This window comes from Rhizobium sp. CB3060, from assembly GCF_025200735.1.
GTDB lineage: Bacteria > Pseudomonadota > Alphaproteobacteria > Rhizobiales > Rhizobiaceae > Rhizobium.
The window spans coordinates 102,777-121,784 of sequence record NZ_CP104162.1; the positions used below are offsets into that span (position 1 = coordinate 102,777).

Here is a 19,008-nt window from a genome sequence, read left to right on the forward strand (position 1 = left end):
AGGGCCTTGATCCTGGACATCAGGGTCTACGCCCTTCAAGCGCAACTGGCAGCTTCGATCCATCCGGGCGGCCGAACTGCCCTGTCACTCCATGGCAAGGCCCATTACCTTGAACTGGGGGCGGCCAAGGGTTTGTCTTTTTGGACAACCGGGTGAAAGGCTGCCGACCTGGTTCAGGCAACATGGATGGGGTGCGGACGTCGAGTACAAATCTCCTGCCAGCTGGCGCGGGCGTCGATACGGTGGAGCTCAGCGGGTTCTCAATCAAAGCGCGCTGCACTTCCATCTTCCAGGCGCGCTCCATTGGTGGACCCGAGACGTTACCGACCATCGCCGCGTGCTGATCTGCGCCTTCAACAACATCAGCGCTTGGCGAAGGACCTGCCCTTTTCGGCATACCGTTTTGGGGAAAGACCGGTGACCCGACGGAACATGGTGGTGAAGGCGCCGATATTACGATAGCCCGCCTCCAGCGCGACTGATGTCACCGGCTGTCCCGCCGAAAGACGAGGCAAGCTTGCAAACACGATTGCCTGTTGGCGCCAATCGAGAAAACTTACGCCCGTCTCTCGGCGGAAAAACCGAGTGAAGGCTCTGCGGCTCATCCCCAGCTTTGCCGCCCAGTCATCAATATGATCATTTGGCGTAGGAGCTTCCAAAAAGCCTCGGCATAGTCCAGCCAGCCTTAGATCTGACGGGAACGAGAGCACGAGATGTTCTTCTTGCAGATTGGTGATCTCTTCGAGCAAGAGTTCATGCACGAGAGAAGACCTTGTGTTTGCGATGGCAGCTTCTTGAAGTTTAACGGCTTCGAGCACCAGGCTACGAGCGAGGTCCGTCACCTGAAAAACGAACGGCTCTTTCCGCCCGGCGCTTTGCGCCGGCTTCAAATAAACGGAAACCATCGCAACGTCGCTGACGACGATGTGAGAATGCGGCAGCCCAGCAGGCACTAGGAGGCCATGACCGGGTGGCGTCATGAAGCGCCCATCGTCGGTTTCCACAACGACCACGCCGGCAAAGACGCAGACAAGCTGGACACGGGCGTGAAGATGGCGGGAAACAACGTGCGCCGAGGGGTAATGATGCCATTGGAAAACCACACGCTGGTCGCCAGGGGCCTCATCGCCATCATTAAGCGTTTCAAGTGTCGTATTCGACACCGAAATCGCGGGATCATGATCCATCATGACATTCTCTGATTTGCGCCGTGTGCGAAAGGAAGGGCCTCTTCAGGATATCTGCTTTCGTCCTCCCCGGGCTTCTGCCGCATGCAAAAGCTGCCCGAGGCCGCATTTTGGCTGTCCGGTCACCAATAGACGCGCTCGACATGATCCGTTGGCTGTGGAAGCAACCGCCCGCGTCGCAGGACCATGCAGCCCGCGCGTTGCGTCTGTCGTACTGGACCCTTGGCAGATTATCAGCCGATTCAGCGGGTAAATATCTGCCGCCGGCCAATGTATATCGATGACACGACACCTCTGAGGTCGGAGCCGCGATCGGCGCCTGAAACCGCGGCGTCAACAAGGATGGATGGCGCGACGATTTATCGATATAATCTGCTCCGATGTTGCGCGCTCGTCAAAACGACTCCGATCCTGATTTCGCCGCCGCTCCTGTTGTGGGCCGGGTCGAAAGCTGGTCGTCAACAGAAGCATCGTTCCACAATCACCGGCGCCATCAACTCATTTACGCGATAAAGGGCGTGATCCACGTCTCGACACAAGGGAGCCGATGGGTGCTGCCGCCGACACGGGCATTGTGGATACGCGCGAATACGGACCACAAACTGAGCGTGGCGAGAGCAGCCGAAATTCGCGTTCTTTACGTCGATCCGGCGATTGGTTGCGCACCCACCTCATCGTCTTGCGTTGTTGTCGAGGTCACGCCGCTCGTACGTGAACTGATCTCGTCGTGCGCGGGTCTGCCGTGGGATTACCAGCCGGGATCGAAGGAAGCCCGGCTTTGCGAGGTATTGCTCGATCAGATCGCGACGCTCGACCGCTCGCCTGTCGATCTTCCCATTCCCACCGATCCACGGGGCCTGCGCATAGTGGACATGCTCAAGCGCGAACCTTCCAGTCGCGAACCTCTCGCCGCACTGGCTGCACGCGTGGGGGCGAGTTCAAGGACCATCGAGCGAATCTTTGTCCGGGAAACCCATCTTGCGTTCGGGGCCTGGCGTCAAAGGCTCCGCCTGTTGGCGGCGCTTGAACTTCTGGCCTATGGAGAGGCCGTGACCAATGTCGCATTGGATGTCGGTTACGAGTCCGCCTCGAGTTTCGTGGCAGCCTTCCGCGAAACGTTCGGAACGACACCCGCCCGGTTCTTCAAGTAAGTCGTCCAGCTTAAGCGGCACCCGCTTGCAGCGTCTCATCCGATCGCCGGCTCGCTATCTTCCTTAAGCTCCGACCACAAGCGCAAAGGTCATTCTGCCGCAGATGAGATGGCGAGCCGGCGAGCCGGCTCCGTCTCGGGAACGTCGATATCCTCAGCGCGGATCAGGTGTTCGAAGGCGGACAATGATGCCTTGGCGCCCTCGCCCATTGCCACGACGATCTGCTTGAAGGGAACCGTGGTGCAGTCGCCGGCGGCGAAACCCCCGGGAGCGATGTTCGCCCGTGCCGATCGACGACGATCTCTCCAAGCTGCGAGAGTTCGATCGATCCCTTGAGCCAATCGGTGTTCGGCAAAAGACCGATTTGGACGAAAATGCCATCAAGCGCGATATGGTGTTTAAGCCCGCTCGCGCGAGAGAGGTAGTTCAGGCCCGTGACCTTTTCGCCATCGCCGAGTACGTCCGTTGTCTGTGATGACAGGATCACATCGACATTCAGCAGGCTCCTCGCGCTGAAGAACATCGTCGGCTTTGAGCTTGCCGTCGAATTCGATCAGTGGTGACGTGGGAGACGATTCCGGACAGATCAATCGCCGCTTCGACACCGGAATTGCCGCCTCCGATCACCGCGACGCGTTTGCCCTTGAACAGGGGTCCGTCACAATGCGTGCAATAGGCTACCCCTCTGTTGCGGTATTCTTCCTCTCCCGGTACCCCCATCTGGCGCCAGCGAGCCCCAGCGGCAAGAATGACCGTCTTGGCCTAAGGGACCCGCCACTTGCAAGTCGGAGCTCGTGGGCGCGCCCCGTTGATACGAGCTTCTCTACCCGCTGCGCCTTTACGATCTCGACCGGATATTCCTTTACATGCGCCTCGAGCGCGGATCTGAAGGTCGGGCCTTCCGTCTGCGGTACGGATATGAGGTTCTCGATGAGCATCGTTTCGAGCACCTGGCCGCCAAGTCGATCGGCAACCATTCCGACCGCGAGCCCTTTGCGTGCAGCGTAGATGGCCGACGCCGCGCCGGCAGGCCCGCCGCCGACCAGGAGATCGAAAGTCGCAAGATTGCTGATCTTCGCGGCGGCGCGCTGGTCCGCCTTGCTATCCAGCTTTGCCACGATATGCTGCAAGTCCATGCGCACCTGCGCAAACAAGGCGCCATTCAAATAGACGGCTGGAACCGACATGATCTGGCGCTGGCACACCTCCGACTGAAAGGCTCCCCCCTCGATCGCGACATGGCTGATGCGGGGGTTGAGAATGGCCATCAGGTTGAGCGCTTGCACGACATCTGGGCAGTTCTGGCAGAAGAGCGAATAATAGGTCTCGAAATGGTAATCGCTCTCAAGACCAACGATCTGCTCGACGACGCCCTGTTCGACGCATGGTGGATGGCCACCAAGCTGCAACAAGGCGAGCACAAGCGATCCGAAGTCGTGGCCGAGCGGAAGGCCAGCAAAGGTCAGTTTGATATCGCGTCCTGGGCTACTCAAAGAGAAGGAAGGGGCACGATCCGCCAATATCGTGACGCTGCTCGAGCGTGATTTGGGGCGACAGGCTGGCGATTTCGGTCAGGAGATCGATCATCTGGAGAGATGTCGGGCTTGCGTCGACCGATGCGATGATCTCGATCGGTCGGGCAATTTTCTCGAAATGGGAGGAAAGCTCGCTTTTGATCGCGTCGTCAAGCATCGGATTGCTGTTCCTGGAAGCATCTCTGACAGAATGAGACCCCAACCTGAAACTGGGGTCTCGTCTTTTGCGCTCAAATCTTACCGACGAGAGCCAAAGACGGAGCGAGGGTCTTTCCGCCCTCCTCCCATTTAGCGGGGCAAACCTCGCCGGGATGTGCGCGGACATATTGCGCCGCCTTTACGCGGCGCAGTAGGTCGGCTGCATTTCGACCGATGCCCTCGGTGGTGATTTCGATCGCCTGAATGATCCGTCCGGGTCGACGATGAAAGTTCCACGGTCGGCAAGGCCTTCCGTTTCCCGCATGACCTCGAAATTGCGGGTAACGGTCCCGGTTGGATCACCGATCATGGTGTACTCGATCTTCCTGATCGTATCGGAGCTGTCATGCCACGCCTTGTGCGTGAAGTGCGTGTCGGTCGATACCGAATAGACCTCGACATCGAGCCGCTGCAGTTCTGCGTAATGGTCAGCGACGTCGCCCAGTTCCGTTGGGCATACAAAGGTAAAATCCGCCGGGTAGCAAAGCAACGCAGAACGCGCACTTGGCTCATCTCGGATCCCGGTTTGATGGGACGGCAAGGCCTGTGATCGATGGCGATCGCGTGAGGTCGACATGCCGATAAATTTCACTTTGATCGAACGCGTGTCACCGTGCTGCAAAGAGAGCGGGGCTTCCCCCCGTATGCACGAAGATCACATCGCTGCCTGCAGGGATCGTCTCACCGACAGCGGCGATCAGTCCGGCGCAGACCTTTCCCGTATAAGTCGGGTCGAGGAAGACCCCTTCGGCTTCTGCAACTTTGCGGATTGCGGCATTGCCTTCTTGGCTGGGGACCCCGTATTCGGGTCCGATATGATCGTAATTCAGCAACAGATCTTCGGCATCCCAACGCCGATCGACACCAGCGAGTCGAGCCGTGTCATTTAGCAAGGACGCCGCGCAATCGCGCGAAGCAAAGGCCGCAGTCGTAATGACGATGCCGAGAACTTGCGTGTTGGGCAGATATCGCGCGCATCCTGCGACGAGACCGGCATACGTGCCGCCCGAGCCCATTGCGACAACGATATAGTCCGGATGCCTCTGCCGCCGGGCATCGAACTGCTCACGCATCTCCTTGGCGCAATCGACGTAACCAAGGGCTCCCAGAGGGCTCGATCCGCCAATCGGGATGACATAGGCGCGCTCGCCCGAGGCTTCGAGCTCCGCCTTGCGCTCCAGCATAAGGTCCACGACCATGGCGTTGAAGTCGTCACGATCATGAAATTCCAACTGCGCGCCCAAGAGTTCATCGAGAAGCAGGTTTCCCGAGGGGCTCGGCGGCAGTTGCCCACGAAGCAGGGCTAAAGGCCGCATGCCGTGTTTTCTGGCAACAGCCGCGGTTTGCCGGACATGGTTCGATTGCGTGGCGCCCGCCGTGATCAGCGTCGTTGCCTTTTCCGCTTTGGCTTCGGCAAGAAGATATTGCAGCTTCCTGATCTTGTTTCCGCCGCCGCCCAGGCCGGAAAGGTCGTCCCGTTTCGCGCTCAGCGAAATGCTGAGTTCACGCCCAAGGTTATCCCACTTGTCGATCGGCGTTGGAAAGAAGCCAAGTGGGACCAAATCCAGGTGATCTGTCATCGTGCTAACCTCTGAGGGTCTTGATTTTACGACAGGGCGGCCGCCGTGCAGGAGCCTTTGCAGGCGTGATCAGCTTCACCGGGAATGACGGCGACCGCCTCGATCTCGACTTGCGCGCCCATTGGCAGCGCCGCGACCTGGTAGGTCGCTCGTGCCGGGCATGGCTTCGGGAAAGCCGCTGCATAAATTTCATTCAGCTGCTTGAATTTCGAAAGATCGGTCACGAGCACGGTCGTCTTCAGGACATCGGACATCTTTGCCCCCGCCGCCGTCACGATCGCTTCGATATTTGCCAGCACCTGACGCATCTGCTCTTCCGCATCGCTGGCCATTTCCCCCGTCTTGGGGTCGAGAGGCAGTTGGCCCGAGACGAAAAGCAGGTTCCCTTGTCGTCTGGCCTGGCTGTAGGGACCGACAGCTGCAGGTGCGTTAGGGGTGGAGATTTCCATGATTTCCTCGCAAGAGTTTGAGGTGACCGTCTGATGCGACGCATCACGGTGTTCGAATATGAGCGGATCATCTGTCGGCATGATCGCGCGCCGACAGATCGTCGGGATGTCAGCCTGGGAAGGAACTGATCTTTAATGCCAGGATCATCCTTCGTGGCTGGACAATGCTTTCGCCATCCGCTCGATGCCTTGAGCAAGAATCGACTTCGGCGTGCCGATATTCAGACGGATATGTCCTTCACCGCCCGGCCCATAGTCTTCGCCGTAGTTGAGCACGAGGCCATGCCTTGTTTCGAACAGATCGAGCATCTCCTGGTGCGACATGCCGTAATCTGAAAGGTCGAGCCACATGAAGTAGGTGGACTCTGTCGGGCGTATGCGAATGCGCGGGAGTCTTTCCTTGAAGAAAGCCTCGGCGAAGGCATAGTTGCCGGCAACATACTTCATGAGATCGGCAAGCCACCCATCGCAATCTCGGTATGCCACCTCGGTCGCGACGTGGCCGAACAGAGAACCGCCGTAGCCCGAGGTATCGCGCTTCAGCCCCTCCAGGTATTCATTCATAAGCCTTGGATTAGCGGCGATGACTTGAGAGTGCTTCAGTCCCGTGAGGTTAAACATCTTGCTGGCAGAAAGCAGGCTCACGGAATTCATAAGTGCATCTGACGACACGCTCCCAAAAGGCGTGAAGTGAAAGCCGTCGTGCAGCAACCCACAATAGACCTCGTCGGAAACGACGACGATGTTGTTCTGCTGACAAAACTCCGCAAGCTGCGCCAACTCGTCACGCGACCAGACACGCCCGACGGGGTTGTGAGGATTGCAAAGCAGGAGCAGCTTTGTGCGACTGCTGACGCAGCGGGCAAGCTGATCGAAGTCGAACTCATAGCGGCCGTTGCGAAGAATGAGCGGATTTGCAACGGGCACACGTCCAGCGGCGGCCACGATATTCCTGAATTGGAAGTGGACCGGTGGCTGGTAGATAATTTCGTCTCCCTCGACGCTCAGGCGATCGATCAACGGTCGCATGGAGGGGTAGATGCCGACATTGTGGGCAATCCACTCACGCTTGATCTCCCACCCGAAATGCCTCTTGTAAAAGCCGATCAGGGCTTCGTAGTAGCTGTTCGGCTTGTAGGGATAACCGAAGTGGCCAAGACGAGCAGTGCGTTCAAGAGCTTCAGCAATCGGCTTGGGAGAGCGAAAGTCCATGTCCGCGGTACCGAAACCGAGCAGGGATTTGTTGCCGGTCCGGTCAATTTCCATTTCCCACTTGACAGAGCTCAATTGCGAGCGGTCGAGGATTTCGTCAAAGTCGGTCGTTTCCGCGGCGGCATCAGCCGGCGCCCGGTGCAAATCGTGCATTATATTTCTCCGAATATCTTTTCGTCGGTGCCAGGCGGCTAGAGGACTTTGGCCAGGAACTCACGCGTTCGCGGCGATTGAGGATTGGCGATCATCTCGCGCGGATCGCCTTGTTCCATGACGGTTCCCCCGTCCATGAAGATCAACTGATCGGCGACTTCACGGGCAAATCCAATTTCGTGCGTCACCACGACCATCGTCATCCCGTCGCGCGCGAGATCCTTCATGACCGACAGGACTTCGCCTACAAGTTCGGGATCGAGCGCCGAGGTCGGTTCATCGAACAGCAGCACCTTCGGGCGCATGGCAAGTGCACGCGCAATTGCAACTCGCTGCTGCTGGCCGCCCGACAGCTGTCTTGGAAAGGCGGTCGCCTTTTCCACGAGCCCTACGCGGCTTAGCAACTCCATAGCGTGTAACCGCGCCTCGGCGCGAGGTTCGCCACGCACTTTGATCGGGGCTTCGATCAGGTTCTCCAGCACGGTCATGTGGGGGAACAGGTTGAAGTGCTGGAAGACCATGCCGATTTCGGCGCGTCGAGCACAAATTTGCGACGCTCTCAGTTCATGGAGCTTGTCATCTTTCAAGCGATACCCGACGAAATCCCCATCGACCAGCAGCAGCCCGCTGTTGATCTCTTCGAGATGGTTGATGCATCTGAGAAATGTGCTCTTGCCGGAGCCGGACGGCCCAATAATGCAGGCGACCGAACCGTTCGGCACCGAAATATTCACGCCCTTCAGAACTTCGAGACTGCCGTAGGACTTCCTGACATCTGACGCGTGGATCATCACGGAGGGAGAGATAGCGAACCGTTCAAAGTGATTGGTCTTCATTGTGCACCTCTCCATTTTTCACGCATCATGAGAATCGAACCCAGCCGCGACAAACCGCCCGGAGCAGGATTTGGTCCGGCTTCGTCCCTGGAATAATGACGTTCGAGATAACCCTGACCGATGGTCATGATTGAGACGACGACCAGGTACCAGAACGTGGCGACGAGCAGGAGCGGAATGGTTTCGAACGTCCGGGCATAAATCGCCTGGGCCGAGTACAACAGGTCGCCGACGGCAATGATACTGACGAGCGAGGTCGTCTTGAGCAGATTGATCGTCTCGTTTCCGGTCGGAGGAATAATGACGCGCATTGCTTGGGGAATGACAATCCGCCGCAGCAGCAGAGAGGGTTTCATTCCGAGACAGAGCGCAGCTTCCGTCTGCCCGCGGTTCACCGATTTCAACCCGTTTCGGATAATCTCCGCCATGTATCCCGCTTCATGGAGGGACAGGGCAACGACGGCCGCTACCAATGGCGTCATGACGGTGTTCGTTGGAATCGAAAAGACGGTGCCGAGCCCCGGCAACCAGAGCGTAATGTCCTTGAAGATAAGCGACAGATTATACCACAAGATGAGCTGGACGAGTGCCGGCGTACCGCGGAACCACCAGATGAAGGCCGCGGCCGGGACCGACAGCATTTTGCTTGGAGAGAGCATCATCAAGGCAACGATCATGCCGATGATGCTGGCAAAAAACATGATGGCCAGAGTCAAGCCGACCGTCACCCAAAGACCCTGCACGATGATAGGGTTGAGGATATATGAGGCGACCACGGGCCACTGAAGATTGGGATTGCTGACGACTGCCTGGAGCAGCAAGAGCAAAAGAATCGTGACGATTGCAGCAGCAGCCCAGCGCCAGGGATGACGGAGCGGCACCACCGTGAACTGCGCGCGCTTGGCGGCGACGCTGTCGTCTTTTAGGGGGAGAACGTTCAAGTCCTCGACTCCTTTTTCGGGTGATATGATGACTTTTCGCAAACGCGTTGCAGCTCAATTACGCGCCCCCGCTCTGCCGAGATGCGGCAGAGCGGGGGCATGAGATCAGTTCTTGAGCTGAGACACGTCGGTATAGATCACCGGCTTCGCAATTGCGGACGAAGTCATTCCGTATTTGGCGAGAATGGTGTTGTAGGTGCCGTCGTCGATCAGCTTCTGAATCGCGGCAGCAAGCATGGTGGCGGTTTCAGCGTCACCCTTCTTGATGATGTGGCCGATGGGCTTCTTGTGGAAGACCTCGCCCGTCAGGACAAGCTTTCCCTTGCTGACCTGTGAATAGTATCCGGCGGAGGTCGAGTCATCCAGATATGCGTCCGCCCGACCGGTAATCACGGCCTGAACCGTGTCCTGCTGGGACGGGTAGATATCCTTCTTGAATTCCTTCAGGCCGGCGGCCTTGCACTCCTCGTTCACCTGATCGGCAGAGAAGTCCGCTGCCGTGCCGGACTGGACGGCGACGGTGGCGCCACACAGCTCTGTGCGCTTCGCGTATTTGTCTTTGTTCTCAGGCAGAGTCGAAATGATGGTGCCATCTTCCATCCAGGAGACGAAATCGGCCTGCTTCAGGCGCTCTTCGGTCACCGATGCATTGAGCCAGGCGATCTTGATCCGGTCAGCACCCAAGGACGGAATGAGAGATGTGAAGGGGACCTGGTCGATGGTCAGCTCGACACCGAGCTCCTTGGCGGCCGCCTGGGCCAACTCGACGCTGAGGCCGACCTGTTTGCCGCTCTCGTCGATGTAGGAGAAGGGAGCATAAATGGTGGTCGCGATCGGCAGCTTGCCGCTGTCCTTGACGTAGGACGGAAGCGCGATATCGCCAGCCAGCGAAACAGTGGCGCTCGCAACCAGCGCCACTGTCGAAAGAATTGCAGATTTAATGGCAGTCATTTCATGTTCCCTTTTTCGCGTTGTCTTGATCGCTCTGTTTTGCGCGCAGTTCACCGATCGAAGATGCAAGCATGACCTTGCATCTGCGTTGGAAGGTGGCGCTATAACGGGCTTCTCCAGGTGCATCCTCTCTGCACCCGCGATAAAAATGATAGCCGCAGGTGAGCCAGACTGCGAATGAATATTCATAATGTTAATATGATCCAAATTCATTATACTGGCATGGAAATGAGAGAGAGGACCTCCGCATGAGAAGCGATTTCACTCTGAATCAGATCGACCTCAACCTGTTGAGGGTATTCGATCTGCTCATGCAGGAGCGTAGCGTTACCAAGGCGGCGGACCGCGCCGGCCGCACCCAATCAGCGATCAGCCATTCGCTGAACAGGTTACGCGAGATTTTCGGTGACGAGTTGTTCGTCAAGCGTGCGGGGTCGATGAATCCGACAGCGCAGGCACGGGAACTGGCGACCGTGATCACGCAGGCACTTTCAGATATCGAAGGAGTGGTGTCCCAGCGCATCAACTTCAAACCCAGCGAGAGCCATCGTCAATTCCGGATCGGCGTGACCGACTACACCAGCGCGCTCTACTTGCCCACGCTGCTGGAAGAATTCAATTCGAAGGCTCCCAATGCGAGGCTTCGCATCGTACCGGTCTACCTCTACGAGGCCGCAGAATTGCTCAGCGATCCCGATCTCGACTGCGTGTTGATCGGAAATCCGATCATTCGTGAATCCCATATCGTCGAAACGGTTCTGGCACGGCACGAAATGCTCTGTGCTGCCTGGAGCGGGAACGCGGTGATAAAAGATCTCACGATGGAGAAATATCTGGCGATGCCTCACCTGCAGATTTCGCCGGATGGCGATGAGTCCGGCGTAAGCGATAAGGCACTGGCGACGATCGGTTTGTCACGGCGCGTTGCCGCTACAATCCCGTATTACATGGTTGCACCCAAAGTCCTCAGAGGGACGCAGATGATTGCCGCGTTTGCGGACGGAATGCTATCGCTCATCGATGAGAGCAGCGAGATACTCGTCACACGCCCTCCCCTCGCTTTGCCTGATGTTCGCGTATCGCTGATATATGTCCGAACAAAACAGACGGACGCGGGCCATATCTGGTTGAGAAGTTGTATCCGCTCCATTGTGACGGCGTGTGAGGAGAGGAAGCGCGCATTCCTCCATCAAATCATCCCTCTTCCCTAAGTTCGCGCCGCCGACTGGTGCTGGCCTGCGAGTTTCTCGCATAGCTCGGCAATAGCAGCCAGCACCTGAAAAAAAGCGCCCGGCACTTAGTGGTACCGGGCGGAGATGGGCAGCGTTTGCGGCCTTGGGAAACTCGTTACGAACTGTAGACGATCAGCAGATCCTTGGCGTCGATCTGGTCGCCAGCACGCACCAGCACTTCGGCAATCGTGCCGTCCTTCTCCGCATGAAGCGCCGTCTCCATCTTCATCGCCTCGATCGAGAGCAGCACGTCGCCGGCCTTGACCGCCTGGCCGGCGGCAACCGCGACCGTCGAGATGACGCCCGGCATCGGTGCGCCAAGCTGGGCGGCATTGCCGCCCTCGGCCTTCCGGCGCACGGCGCTCGTCGCACTGCGGTTGCGGTCCGGAACCTTGATCAGGCGCGGCTGGCCATTGAGTTCGAAGAACACCTTGACCATGCCCTTCTCGTCGGGCTCGCTCTTGGCCTGGTGCAGGATGACGAGCGACTTGCCCCTCTCGATCTCCGGCTGCAGTTCCTCGCCCGGCGCAAGCCCGTAGAAATAGGCCGGCGTCGGCAGCACGCTGACCGGGCCATAGGTATCGGCAGCGACCGCATAGTCGGTGAAGACCTTCGGATACATCAGGTAGGAAGCGAACTCGAAGTCGTCGACCTTGCGCTCGAGCTTGTCCTCGATGGCCTTGCGTTCCGCGTCGAGATCGGCCGGCGGCAGCAGCGAGCCCGGAACGGCGGTATAGGCCTTCTCGCCCTTCAGCGCCTTCTTCTGCAGCGCCTCCGGCCAGCCGCCCGGGGGCTGGCCGAGATCGCCCTTCAGCATCGAGACAACCGAGTCCGGGAAAGCGATGTCCTTGGCCGGGTTTTCGACGTCGGCAACCGTCAGGTCTTGGCTGACCATCATCAGCGCCATGTCGCCGACCACCTTGGAGGACGGCGTTACCTTGACGATGTCGCCGAACATCTGGTTCGCATCGGCATAGGCCTGGGCAACGCGGTGCCACTTGGTTTCCAGCCCGAGCGAACGGGCCTGTTCCTTGAGGTTGGTGAACTGACCGCCCGGCATTTCGTGCAGGTAGACTTCCGACGCCGGTCCCTTGAGGTCGCTTTCGAAGGCAGCGTACTGGTAACGCACTGCTTCCCAATAGAAGGAAATGCGGCGGATCCATTCGGGATCGAGGCCCGGATCACGCTCCGAGCCGCGCAGCGCCTCGACGATCGAGCCGAGGCAGGGCTGCGAGGTGTTGCCGGAGAGTGCGTCCATCGCCGCATCGACCACATCGACGCCGCTATCGACAGCGGCAAGCACGGTCGCAGCCGCAATGCCCGAGGTGTCGTGCGTGTGGAAATGGATCGGCAGATCCGTCGCCTCGCGCAGCGCCTTGAAGAGCACGCGCGCGGCCGCCGGCTTCAACAGGCCCGCCATGTCCTTGACGGCGATCATGTGCGCGCCGGCCTTTTCGAGCTCGGCCGCCAATGCGGTGTAGTACTTGAGATCGTACTTCGGGCGGGCCGAGTTCAGGATGTCGCCGGTGTAGCAGATTGCCGCCTCGCAGATGCGGTTCTCCTCGGCAACGGCCTCCATCGACACGCGCATGTTGTCGACCCAGTTGAGGCAGTCGAAGACGCGGAAGACGTCGATGCCGCCCTTCGCCGCCTGGCGAACGAAGTACTTCACGACGTTGTCGGGGTAGTTCTTGTAGCCGACGCCATTGGCGCCGCGCAAAAGCATCTGCAGCAGCAGGTTCGGCGCGTCCTCGCGAATGCGGGCGAGACGATCCCACGGGTCCTCGGTGAGGAAGCGCATGGAAACGTCGAAGGTCGCACCACCCCAGCATTCGAGCGAGAACAGCTGCGGCAGGGCACGAGCATAGGTGCCGGCGACGCGGGCGATGTCGTGCGTGCGCATGCGGGTCGCAAGCAGCGACTGATGGCCGTCGCGCATCGTCGTATCGGTCAGGAAAACACGGCTTTCACCGCGCACCCACTCGGCGAATTTCTTCGGGCCGAGCGCGTCGAGCTTCTGCTTGGTACCGGCCGGGATTTCGCCCTGGATGAACGGCACGACGGGCTTGGCCGCATCCGCCGGCGGCTTCGGACGGCCCTTGGCCTCCGGATGACCGTTGACGGTGACGTCGGCGAGATAGGTCAAGAGCTTCGTCGCACGGTCCTGGCGCCGGACCTGCTGGAACAGTTCCGGCGTCGTATCGATGAAACGGGTCGTGTAGCTGTTGTCCTGGAACTTCGGGTGGCCGATGATCGCCTCGAGGAAGGTCAGGTTGGTCGCCACGCCGCGAATGCGGAACTCGCGCAAAGCGCGGTCCATGCGAGTGATCGCTTCAAGCGGATTCGGCGCCCAGGCCGTGACCTTCACAAGCAGCGGGTCGTAGAAGCGGGTGATGACCGCACCCGGATAGGCCGTGCCGCCGTCAAGACGAATGCCGAAACCGGAGGCCGAACGATAGCCGGTGATGCGGCCGTAGTCCGGAATGAAGTTCTGTTCCGGATCTTCCGTGGTGATGCGGCACTGCAGCGCATGGCCGTTGAGGCGGATGTCCGCCTGCTTCGGCACGCCCGATGCCGGCGTACCGATCGCCTCGCCGTCGAGAATATGGATCTGCGCCTTGACGATGTCGATGCCGGTCACGACTTCGGTGACGGTATGCTCAACCTGGATGCGCGGGTTCACTTCGATGAAGTAGAACTTGCCGGTGTCGGCATCCATCAGGTACTCGACCGTGCCGGCGCCGACATAATTGGTGGCGCGAGCGATCTTCAGCGAATAGTCGGCGAGTTCCTGGCGCTGCGCATCCGAAAGATAGGGCGCCGGGGCGCGCTCGACGACCTTCTGGTTGCGGCGCTGGATCGAGCAGTCGCGTTCGAAAAGATGCACGACATTGCCGTGGGTATCGCCAAGGATCTGGCTTTCGACGTGGCGGGCGCGCTCGACCAGCTTTTCGAGATAGACCTCGTCCTTGCCGAAGGCGGCCTTGGCCTCGCGCTTGGCTTCCGTCACCTCGCGGATCAGGTCCTTCGGGTCGCGGATGGCGCGCATGCCGCGTCCGCCGCCGCCCCAGGAGGCCTTGAGCATGACCGGATAACCGATCTCGGCGGCCAGGCGATGGATTTCCTTCTCGTCTTCCGGCAGAGGATCGGTGGCCGGAACGACTGGCACACCGACGGAGATGGCAAGGTTTCGGGCCGCCACCTTGTTGCCGAGCTGGCGCATGGTCGCCGGCCGCGGGCCGATGAAGGTGATGCCGGCGGCGTCACAGGCGTCGACGAATTCCGGGCTTTCCGAGAGCAGGCCGTAGCCCGGGTGGATGGCGTCGGCGCCGGAAAGCTTGGCGACCCGAATCACCTCGTCGATCGACAGATAGCTTTCAATCGGGCCGAGATCGCGGGCAAGGTGCGGCCCGCGGCCGATCTGGTAACTTTCGTCCGCTTTAAAGCGGTGCAGCGCAAGTTTGTCCTCTTCCGCCCATATCGCGACCGTTTTCAGCCCGAGTTCGTTTGCAGCGCGGAAAACGCGGATGGCAATTTCGGAGCGGTTGGCAACGAGTATCTTGGAAATGGGCATCGCAACTTTTCTTCACAAACCAGGTGGACTAGAGCAGGCCCTCGCCTGCTTGGCTGAGCCTGCTCTCTTCGATAATCCGATGAAGGTATTCGCGCTTAGAGCGCCGCGATCGTTTGGACCTCTACGAGGAACGGTTCCTTCACCAGCCGGTCGACCATCAACAAAGTGTTCGGCGGATATTTTCCGTCCGGGAACATCTTGGGAAACTCACGCAGACGAAATTCCATGAACTTCGGGATGTCCTGTGAGTGGACCAAATAGGTCGTGAATTGCACGACATTGCTCCAGGACGCCCCCGCAGATTCCAATGCGGCTTCCACGTTTTTGAAAACCTGCGCGGTCTGGGTGTCAAAGTCACCCTCACCGATGACGTTTCCAGCGGAGTCACCGGAAAGCATCCCCGCAATGAACAGAAACTCGTTCGCCTTCACGCGGGTGACATGTGTGTACTGACCCATTGGCGGGCCAAGCTTTTCGGGGTTGTAAATATTGATGTCGGCCATTCTCTACTCCTAGCTTCGATGTGCGATGATTATCCGACCGGGTTCTCGATCGTGCCGATCCCGTCGATTTCGACGCGAACGCGATCGCCCGGGTTGAGGTATTTCGGCGGGTTGAAGCCGATGCCGACACCAACAGGGGTGCCTGTTGCAATGATGTCTCCGGCCACCAGCGAGATCGAGCGACCGATCGCTCGTACCAGCGTCGGAACATCAAAGATCAGGTCGCCAATCCGCGCGTTTTGACGCTGCTCATCATTCACATGGCAGCGAATGCCCTTGGAAGAAATGTCGCCCATTGCTTGCCGGGTGACGATCGCAGGCCCCATAGGCGCGAAGGTGTCGATACCTTTGCCGAGGAGCCACTGCTTGTGGCGCTTTTGCAGTTCACGCGAGGTCACGTCGTTGATGATGGTGTAGCCGAAGACGAAATCCATCGGATCATCGTTTTCGGTGACGCGGCCAGAACGACCGATGATGACAGCAAGCTCGGCTTCGTAGTCCACCGACTGATAGGGATCATTTGCCCACTCGATCGTTGCGCCGGGGCCGATCACCGATGACGGCGGCTTGCTGAAGATGATCGGATATTCCGGAACTTCGGAGCCGCCGATCGACCCGGCGTCGAAACCACTGCGCCCGAACTCTGCAGCATGTTCATGATAGTTCTTGCCGACGCAGAAGATGTTCCGGCGAGGGGTCGGGATCGGCGCGCGAAGCTCCACCTCGGCGAGCTGCAATGCGCTGGCTTTCTCTTGAATAAGCCTTTCGATCTGGGCAGTGCGCTGATCGTAGTTCTCGATCAGATCCTGCATATCTGCTGCGAGGCCCGCAGCGGTAAGGTCGACCAGGCGAGAACCGTCGTCGACCAGAACGCCGACGGCGCTATTGCCCCGATGCTGGAATGTAACAAACTTCATCAAATTACTCCTGTCTGAGGGGACGGGTGGGCACTGCACCACCCATGTTGGATGTGAGATCGCGGACTTATCGGCGAGCCGAGCGCTGCCGGAGCCGGTCGAGGCAGACCGCCAGCAGAATGACGAGGCCGACTGCCAGTGTTTGGAAATAGGCGGACACGCCAATCATGTTCAGAACATTCGAAAGCATCCCGAGCGTGACGACGCCGAACACAACATGAATCATTCCACCGCTGCCGCCCTTGAGAGCCACCCCACCAAGAACGACGGAGGCAAGGGCCTGCAAAGCGAGATTGGGTGCCGCAATCGGTTGGGCAGCGCTTGTCCAGGCGGTCACTACGACCGCACCGATCCCGGCGCAGGTGCCGCTCAAAACATAGACGAGCACCGTATAGAAACGGACATCGACGCCTGAATGCAAAGCCGCGGAATAGTTCGAACCCATGGCGTACACGTACCGTCCAAAGACGGTAAAGCGCAGCAGGACCCAACAGCAGGCCAAGACTGCCAGGCCGATCAAAACCATCACCGGAATTCCGGCAAGTGAGGTAAAGCCGACCAGATCGGTATATTCGCCGGGAACGTCGTAGATCGGCACACCATTCGCCAAAATGAGGGCGAACGCCTGTGTGATGGAAAGGGCCGATAGGGTGACGATGAGCGGACTAGCCCCCGTAGCGGCGACGACGAAGCCCGAGAACAGCCCACAAAAAGCGCCAACAGCAATCATGACGCAAACGCCGCCGCCAATACCGAGCTGCGGCATCACGAGGACGCCTGCGACCCCGGCCACAGACAAGACGGATGATTGCGAAAGATCCAGCCCGCCAGACATGATGACAATGCCTTGGGCGGCCGCGAAAATCAGCAATGGCGTCAATTGCCGAAGGAGATTGAGCAGGTTGTTCGTTGAAAGGAAACGCGGCTCAATCATCACTGCGACGAGCGCCAGCAACAGGATAAGCAACGGCAACATCAAGTCGGCATAGCCAACGTGTCCGAATAGATGCCGCACCTTTGGTGGGCTGGCCTGGTTGATACTGCTTTGGGAACTCATAGGACTTCCTCCCTGTCTTTTGCATGTGTCGCGCCAACCACGTCCGCCGAGATCGACGACATGTCGCCGGTGGTCGGGGCGCTGTACGTGCGCACGCACTGTCCATCGAACATCGTGTGAATGCGGTCGCTGAGCGTGATCGCTTCTTCGAGATCGCTGGACACAAGAAGGATCCCCCATCCCTTGCCTGTGCATTCGCGCAGTAGATTGTGAACGTCCGCTTTTGCGGCGATATCGATTCCGGCCGTCGGCTCCTCGAGCACGAGCAGACGGAGGTCGGATCCGAGCAGCCGACCAATAAGGACCTTCTGCTGGTTGCCGCCGCTCAAGCTCGTGATCGGATCTTTGGCATTTCCATACCGGACGCCGATTTCCGACAGTTCCTTGTCAGGATCTCCGCCCGTCGGAGCAAGCGACGCCCGCTGCTTGCGGCTGCGGGGACGCAAATAGAGGTTTTCGCTTATACTTCTCGTCGGGAGAATCCCGTTCGCGGCGCGGCCGTTTGGAAGGTGCCCTATGCCGAGCCTTCGCGCTCGAACAGGCGTATTGACGGCGATCTTTTGCCCCTCGACCTCCATCGCCACGGATGCGGCGTCCGATGCCTGGCCCGATACGATTGAAGCAATCCGCCCGCTACCACAGCCGATGACGCCATAGAGCCCGACGACTTCACCAGGCGCCACGCGAATTGCTTTGGTGCTACCGTCCAGACGCGGCACCACGATCGAGAGCAGATCGGCCGCGCTATTATCGGGGTTTTGAACGACCTGGCTCTGTGACCGATGCGGGGCAGGAATACCGCCGCCGCCGAGACGCTCAACGATCTGATCGACGGTCTGGCGCCCGGTGATGCACTCAACGAGAGCGCCATTGCGAAGCACGGTGACGCGGTCGGCGAGCTCGGCGACTTCCGACACATGGTGGGTAACGAAGACGATCGCAGTGCCGTTGGCCCTAAGCTCGCCCATGATGCCGTGCAGGTGTTTGCGCTCGGCCAGGCTGAGCATGGCCGAGGGTTCATCGAGCACGAGAATCTTAGGCTTGCGCGCCAGGGCCTTGCTGATTTCGACAAGCTGCTGCTGGCCAGGCGGGAGTTGGTTGACTGGCAGCCTGATATCGATCCTGCCAAGCCCCACCGCATCCAGAACGCTCATGCAGTCCGACCGTTCTCGCGAGCGTCTTAGCACGCGAAGCGGGTTACGGGTCGGCTCCGCGCCAAGAAAGAGATTGTCTTGGATGCTCAGATCCGGCGCCAGCGAAAGCTCCTGGAAAACCATTGCCAGGCCGGCGGCTCGCCCTTCTTCAGGGCTGAAAAATGGAACTTCCTTGCCATCATACCAGAAGCTGCCGGTATCTGGTCGGACAAAGCCCCCGCAGATTCTGCCCAAAGTGGACTTGCCCGCCCCGTTTTCCCCGATGATGCAATGGATCTCACCCGGGAAAATATCAATGGAGACGCCCCGGAGCGCCCTTGTCGCTCCGAAGGACTTGCTGACGTCGACTAATCGCAGGAGTGGTGTCATCAGGGCACC

The 19,008-nt window shown here is 59.2% G+C and carries 16 protein-coding genes and 2 pseudogenes; 4 read left to right on the top strand and 14 right to left on the bottom strand.

Translation table 11 applies throughout. The features are described from left to right. Positions 1–6: 6 nt before the first annotated feature. Positions 7–156 carry an AbiEi antitoxin N-terminal domain-containing protein gene (locus N2601_RS34370; RefSeq protein WP_445945084.1) on the top strand — a complete coding sequence of 50 codons (150 nt, stop codon included), beginning with the start codon at positions 7–9 and terminating at the stop codon, positions 154–156. 206 nt (positions 157–362) lie between these two features. Here the strand turns inward: N2601_RS34370 and N2601_RS33960 are convergent, their stop codons facing one another. Then, positions 363–1,013 (bottom strand): AraC family transcriptional regulator, encoded by a 651-nt coding sequence (locus tag N2601_RS33960; RefSeq protein ID WP_341850727.1) that lies wholly within the window; start codon positions 1,011–1,013, stop codon positions 363–365. On the opposite strand from N2601_RS33960, the gene N2601_RS34200 reads away from it, so the two are divergent. Both N2601_RS34200 and N2601_RS33965 read left to right on the top strand, forming a co-directional pair. Then, positions 963–1,202 carry a hypothetical protein gene (locus tag N2601_RS34200; RefSeq protein ID WP_341850728.1) on the top strand — a complete coding sequence of 80 codons (240 nt, stop codon included), beginning with the start codon at positions 963–965 and terminating at the stop codon, positions 1,200–1,202. The genes N2601_RS33960 and N2601_RS34200 overlap by 51 nt on opposite strands. A 365-nt stretch (positions 1,203–1,567) precedes the next feature. Beyond that, on the top strand, positions 1,568–2,338 hold the full coding sequence (locus tag N2601_RS33965) for an AraC family transcriptional regulator (protein WP_260306149.1): 771 nt from the start codon (positions 1,568–1,570) through the stop codon (positions 2,336–2,338). Between the two features lie 89 nt (positions 2,339–2,427). Here the strand turns inward: N2601_RS33965 and ahpF are convergent. The 8 genes and pseudogenes from ahpF to N2601_RS34005 all read right to left on the bottom strand — a co-directional run bounded on the left by ahpF (position 2,428) and on the right by N2601_RS34005 (position 10,193). Next, positions 2,428–4,030, bottom strand: a pseudogene (gene ahpF / locus N2601_RS33970) (alkyl hydroperoxide reductase subunit F). A 73-nt stretch (positions 4,031–4,103) separates the two neighbouring features. Further along, a pseudogene (locus N2601_RS33975) lies at positions 4,104–4,558 on the bottom strand (redoxin domain-containing protein); the annotation flags it as partial. A 121-nt stretch (positions 4,559–4,679) separates the two neighbouring features. Continuing rightward, positions 4,680–5,651, bottom strand: coding sequence for a 1-aminocyclopropane-1-carboxylate deaminase/D-cysteine desulfhydrase (locus N2601_RS33980; protein WP_260306151.1), 972 nt, complete (start codon positions 5,649–5,651; stop codon positions 4,680–4,682). Positions 5,652–5,677: 26 nt separating this feature from the next. Beyond that, on the bottom strand, positions 5,678–6,100 hold the full coding sequence (locus tag N2601_RS33985; protein WP_260306152.1) for a RidA family protein: 423 nt from the start codon (positions 6,098–6,100) through the stop codon (positions 5,678–5,680). Between the two features lie 144 nt (positions 6,101–6,244). Then, a complete protein-coding gene (locus tag N2601_RS33990; protein WP_260306153.1) occupies positions 6,245–7,465 on the bottom strand; it encodes a MalY/PatB family protein in 1,221 nt (406 codons plus the stop codon). A 38-nt stretch (positions 7,466–7,503) separates the two neighbouring features. After that, positions 7,504–8,256 (bottom strand): amino acid ABC transporter ATP-binding protein, encoded by a 753-nt coding sequence (locus N2601_RS33995; protein ID WP_260306259.1) that lies wholly within the window; start codon positions 8,254–8,256, stop codon positions 7,504–7,506. Between the two features lie 41 nt (positions 8,257–8,297). Continuing rightward, the gene (locus N2601_RS34000) at positions 8,298–9,242 is read right to left on the bottom strand and encodes an amino acid ABC transporter permease (RefSeq protein WP_260306154.1); all 945 of its coding nucleotides are present in this window, start codon (positions 9,240–9,242) and stop codon (positions 8,298–8,300) included. Between the two features lie 105 nt (positions 9,243–9,347). Continuing rightward, entirely contained in the window at positions 9,348–10,193 is an 846-nt protein-coding gene (locus N2601_RS34005; RefSeq protein WP_260306156.1) for an ABC transporter substrate-binding protein, read from the bottom strand. A gap of 248 nt (positions 10,194–10,441) precedes the next feature. On the opposite strand from N2601_RS34005, the gene N2601_RS34010 reads away from it, so the two are divergent. Beyond that, a complete protein-coding gene (locus N2601_RS34010) occupies positions 10,442–11,404 on the top strand; it encodes a LysR family transcriptional regulator (RefSeq protein WP_260306157.1) in 963 nt (320 codons plus the stop codon). A 136-nt stretch (positions 11,405–11,540) separates the two neighbouring features. Here the strand turns inward: N2601_RS34010 and pyc are convergent, their stop codons facing one another. The 5 genes from pyc to N2601_RS34035 all read right to left on the bottom strand — a co-directional run bounded on the left by pyc (position 11,541) and on the right by N2601_RS34035 (position 18,999). Further along, complete coding sequence (pyc, locus tag N2601_RS34015; protein ID WP_260306158.1) at positions 11,541–14,999, bottom strand: pyruvate carboxylase; 3,459 nt, start codon at positions 14,997–14,999, stop codon at positions 11,541–11,543. Positions 15,000–15,094: 95 nt separating this feature from the next. After that, positions 15,095–15,502: a RidA family protein gene (locus N2601_RS34020; protein ID WP_120665222.1), complete on the bottom strand. Its 408-nt coding sequence runs from the start codon at positions 15,500–15,502 to the stop codon at positions 15,095–15,097. A 29-nt stretch (positions 15,503–15,531) separates the two neighbouring features. Further along, entirely contained in the window at positions 15,532–16,419 is an 888-nt protein-coding gene (locus tag N2601_RS34025; RefSeq protein ID WP_260306159.1) for a fumarylacetoacetate hydrolase family protein, read from the bottom strand. 67 nt (positions 16,420–16,486) lie between these two features. After that, the gene (locus N2601_RS34030; RefSeq protein WP_260306160.1) at positions 16,487–17,476 is read right to left on the bottom strand and encodes an ABC transporter permease; all 990 of its coding nucleotides are present in this window, start codon (positions 17,474–17,476) and stop codon (positions 16,487–16,489) included. Continuing rightward, entirely contained in the window at positions 17,473–18,999 is a 1,527-nt protein-coding gene (locus N2601_RS34035; protein WP_260306161.1) for a sugar ABC transporter ATP-binding protein, read from the bottom strand. The genes N2601_RS34030 and N2601_RS34035 overlap by 4 nt, the downstream gene beginning before the upstream one ends. Positions 19,000–19,008 lie beyond the last annotated feature (9 nt).

Excerpts from the sequence above, each read along its gene's own strand:
- N2601_RS34200 (WP_341850728.1), top strand. The coding sequence starts at position 963 with ATGACCGGGTGGCGTCATGAAGCGCCCATCGTCGGTTTCCACAACGAC.
- N2601_RS33965 (WP_260306149.1), top strand. The coding sequence starts at position 1,568 with ATGTTGCGCGCTCGTCAAAACGACTCCGATCCTGATTTCGCCGCCGCT.
- N2601_RS33980 (WP_260306151.1), bottom strand. The coding sequence starts at position 5,651 with ATGACAGATCACCTGGATTTGGTCCCACTTGGCTTCTTTCCAACGCCG.
- N2601_RS33985 (WP_260306152.1), bottom strand. The coding sequence starts at position 6,100 with ATGGAAATCTCCACCCCTAACGCACCTGCAGCTGTCGGTCCCTACAGC.
- N2601_RS33990 (WP_260306153.1), bottom strand. The coding sequence starts at position 7,465 with ATGCACGATTTGCACCGGGCGCCGGCTGATGCCGCCGCGGAAACGACC.
- N2601_RS33995 (WP_260306259.1), bottom strand. The coding sequence starts at position 8,256 with ATGATCCACGCGTCAGATGTCAGGAAGTCCTACGGCAGTCTCGAAGTT.
- N2601_RS34005 (WP_260306156.1), bottom strand. The coding sequence starts at position 10,193 with ATGACTGCCATTAAATCTGCAATTCTTTCGACAGTGGCGCTGGTTGCG.
- N2601_RS34010 (WP_260306157.1), top strand. The coding sequence starts at position 10,442 with ATGAGAAGCGATTTCACTCTGAATCAGATCGACCTCAACCTGTTGAGG.
- pyc (WP_260306158.1), bottom strand. The coding sequence starts at position 14,999 with ATGCCCATTTCCAAGATACTCGTTGCCAACCGCTCCGAAATTGCCATC.
- N2601_RS34020 (WP_120665222.1), bottom strand. The coding sequence starts at position 15,502 with ATGGCCGACATCAATATTTACAACCCCGAAAAGCTTGGCCCGCCAATG.
- N2601_RS34025 (WP_260306159.1), bottom strand. The coding sequence starts at position 16,419 with ATGAAGTTTGTTACATTCCAGCATCGGGGCAATAGCGCCGTCGGCGTT.
- N2601_RS34030 (WP_260306160.1), bottom strand. The coding sequence starts at position 17,476 with ATGAGTTCCCAAAGCAGTATCAACCAGGCCAGCCCACCAAAGGTGCGG.
- N2601_RS34035 (WP_260306161.1), bottom strand. The coding sequence starts at position 18,999 with ATGACACCACTCCTGCGATTAGTCGACGTCAGCAAGTCCTTCGGAGCG.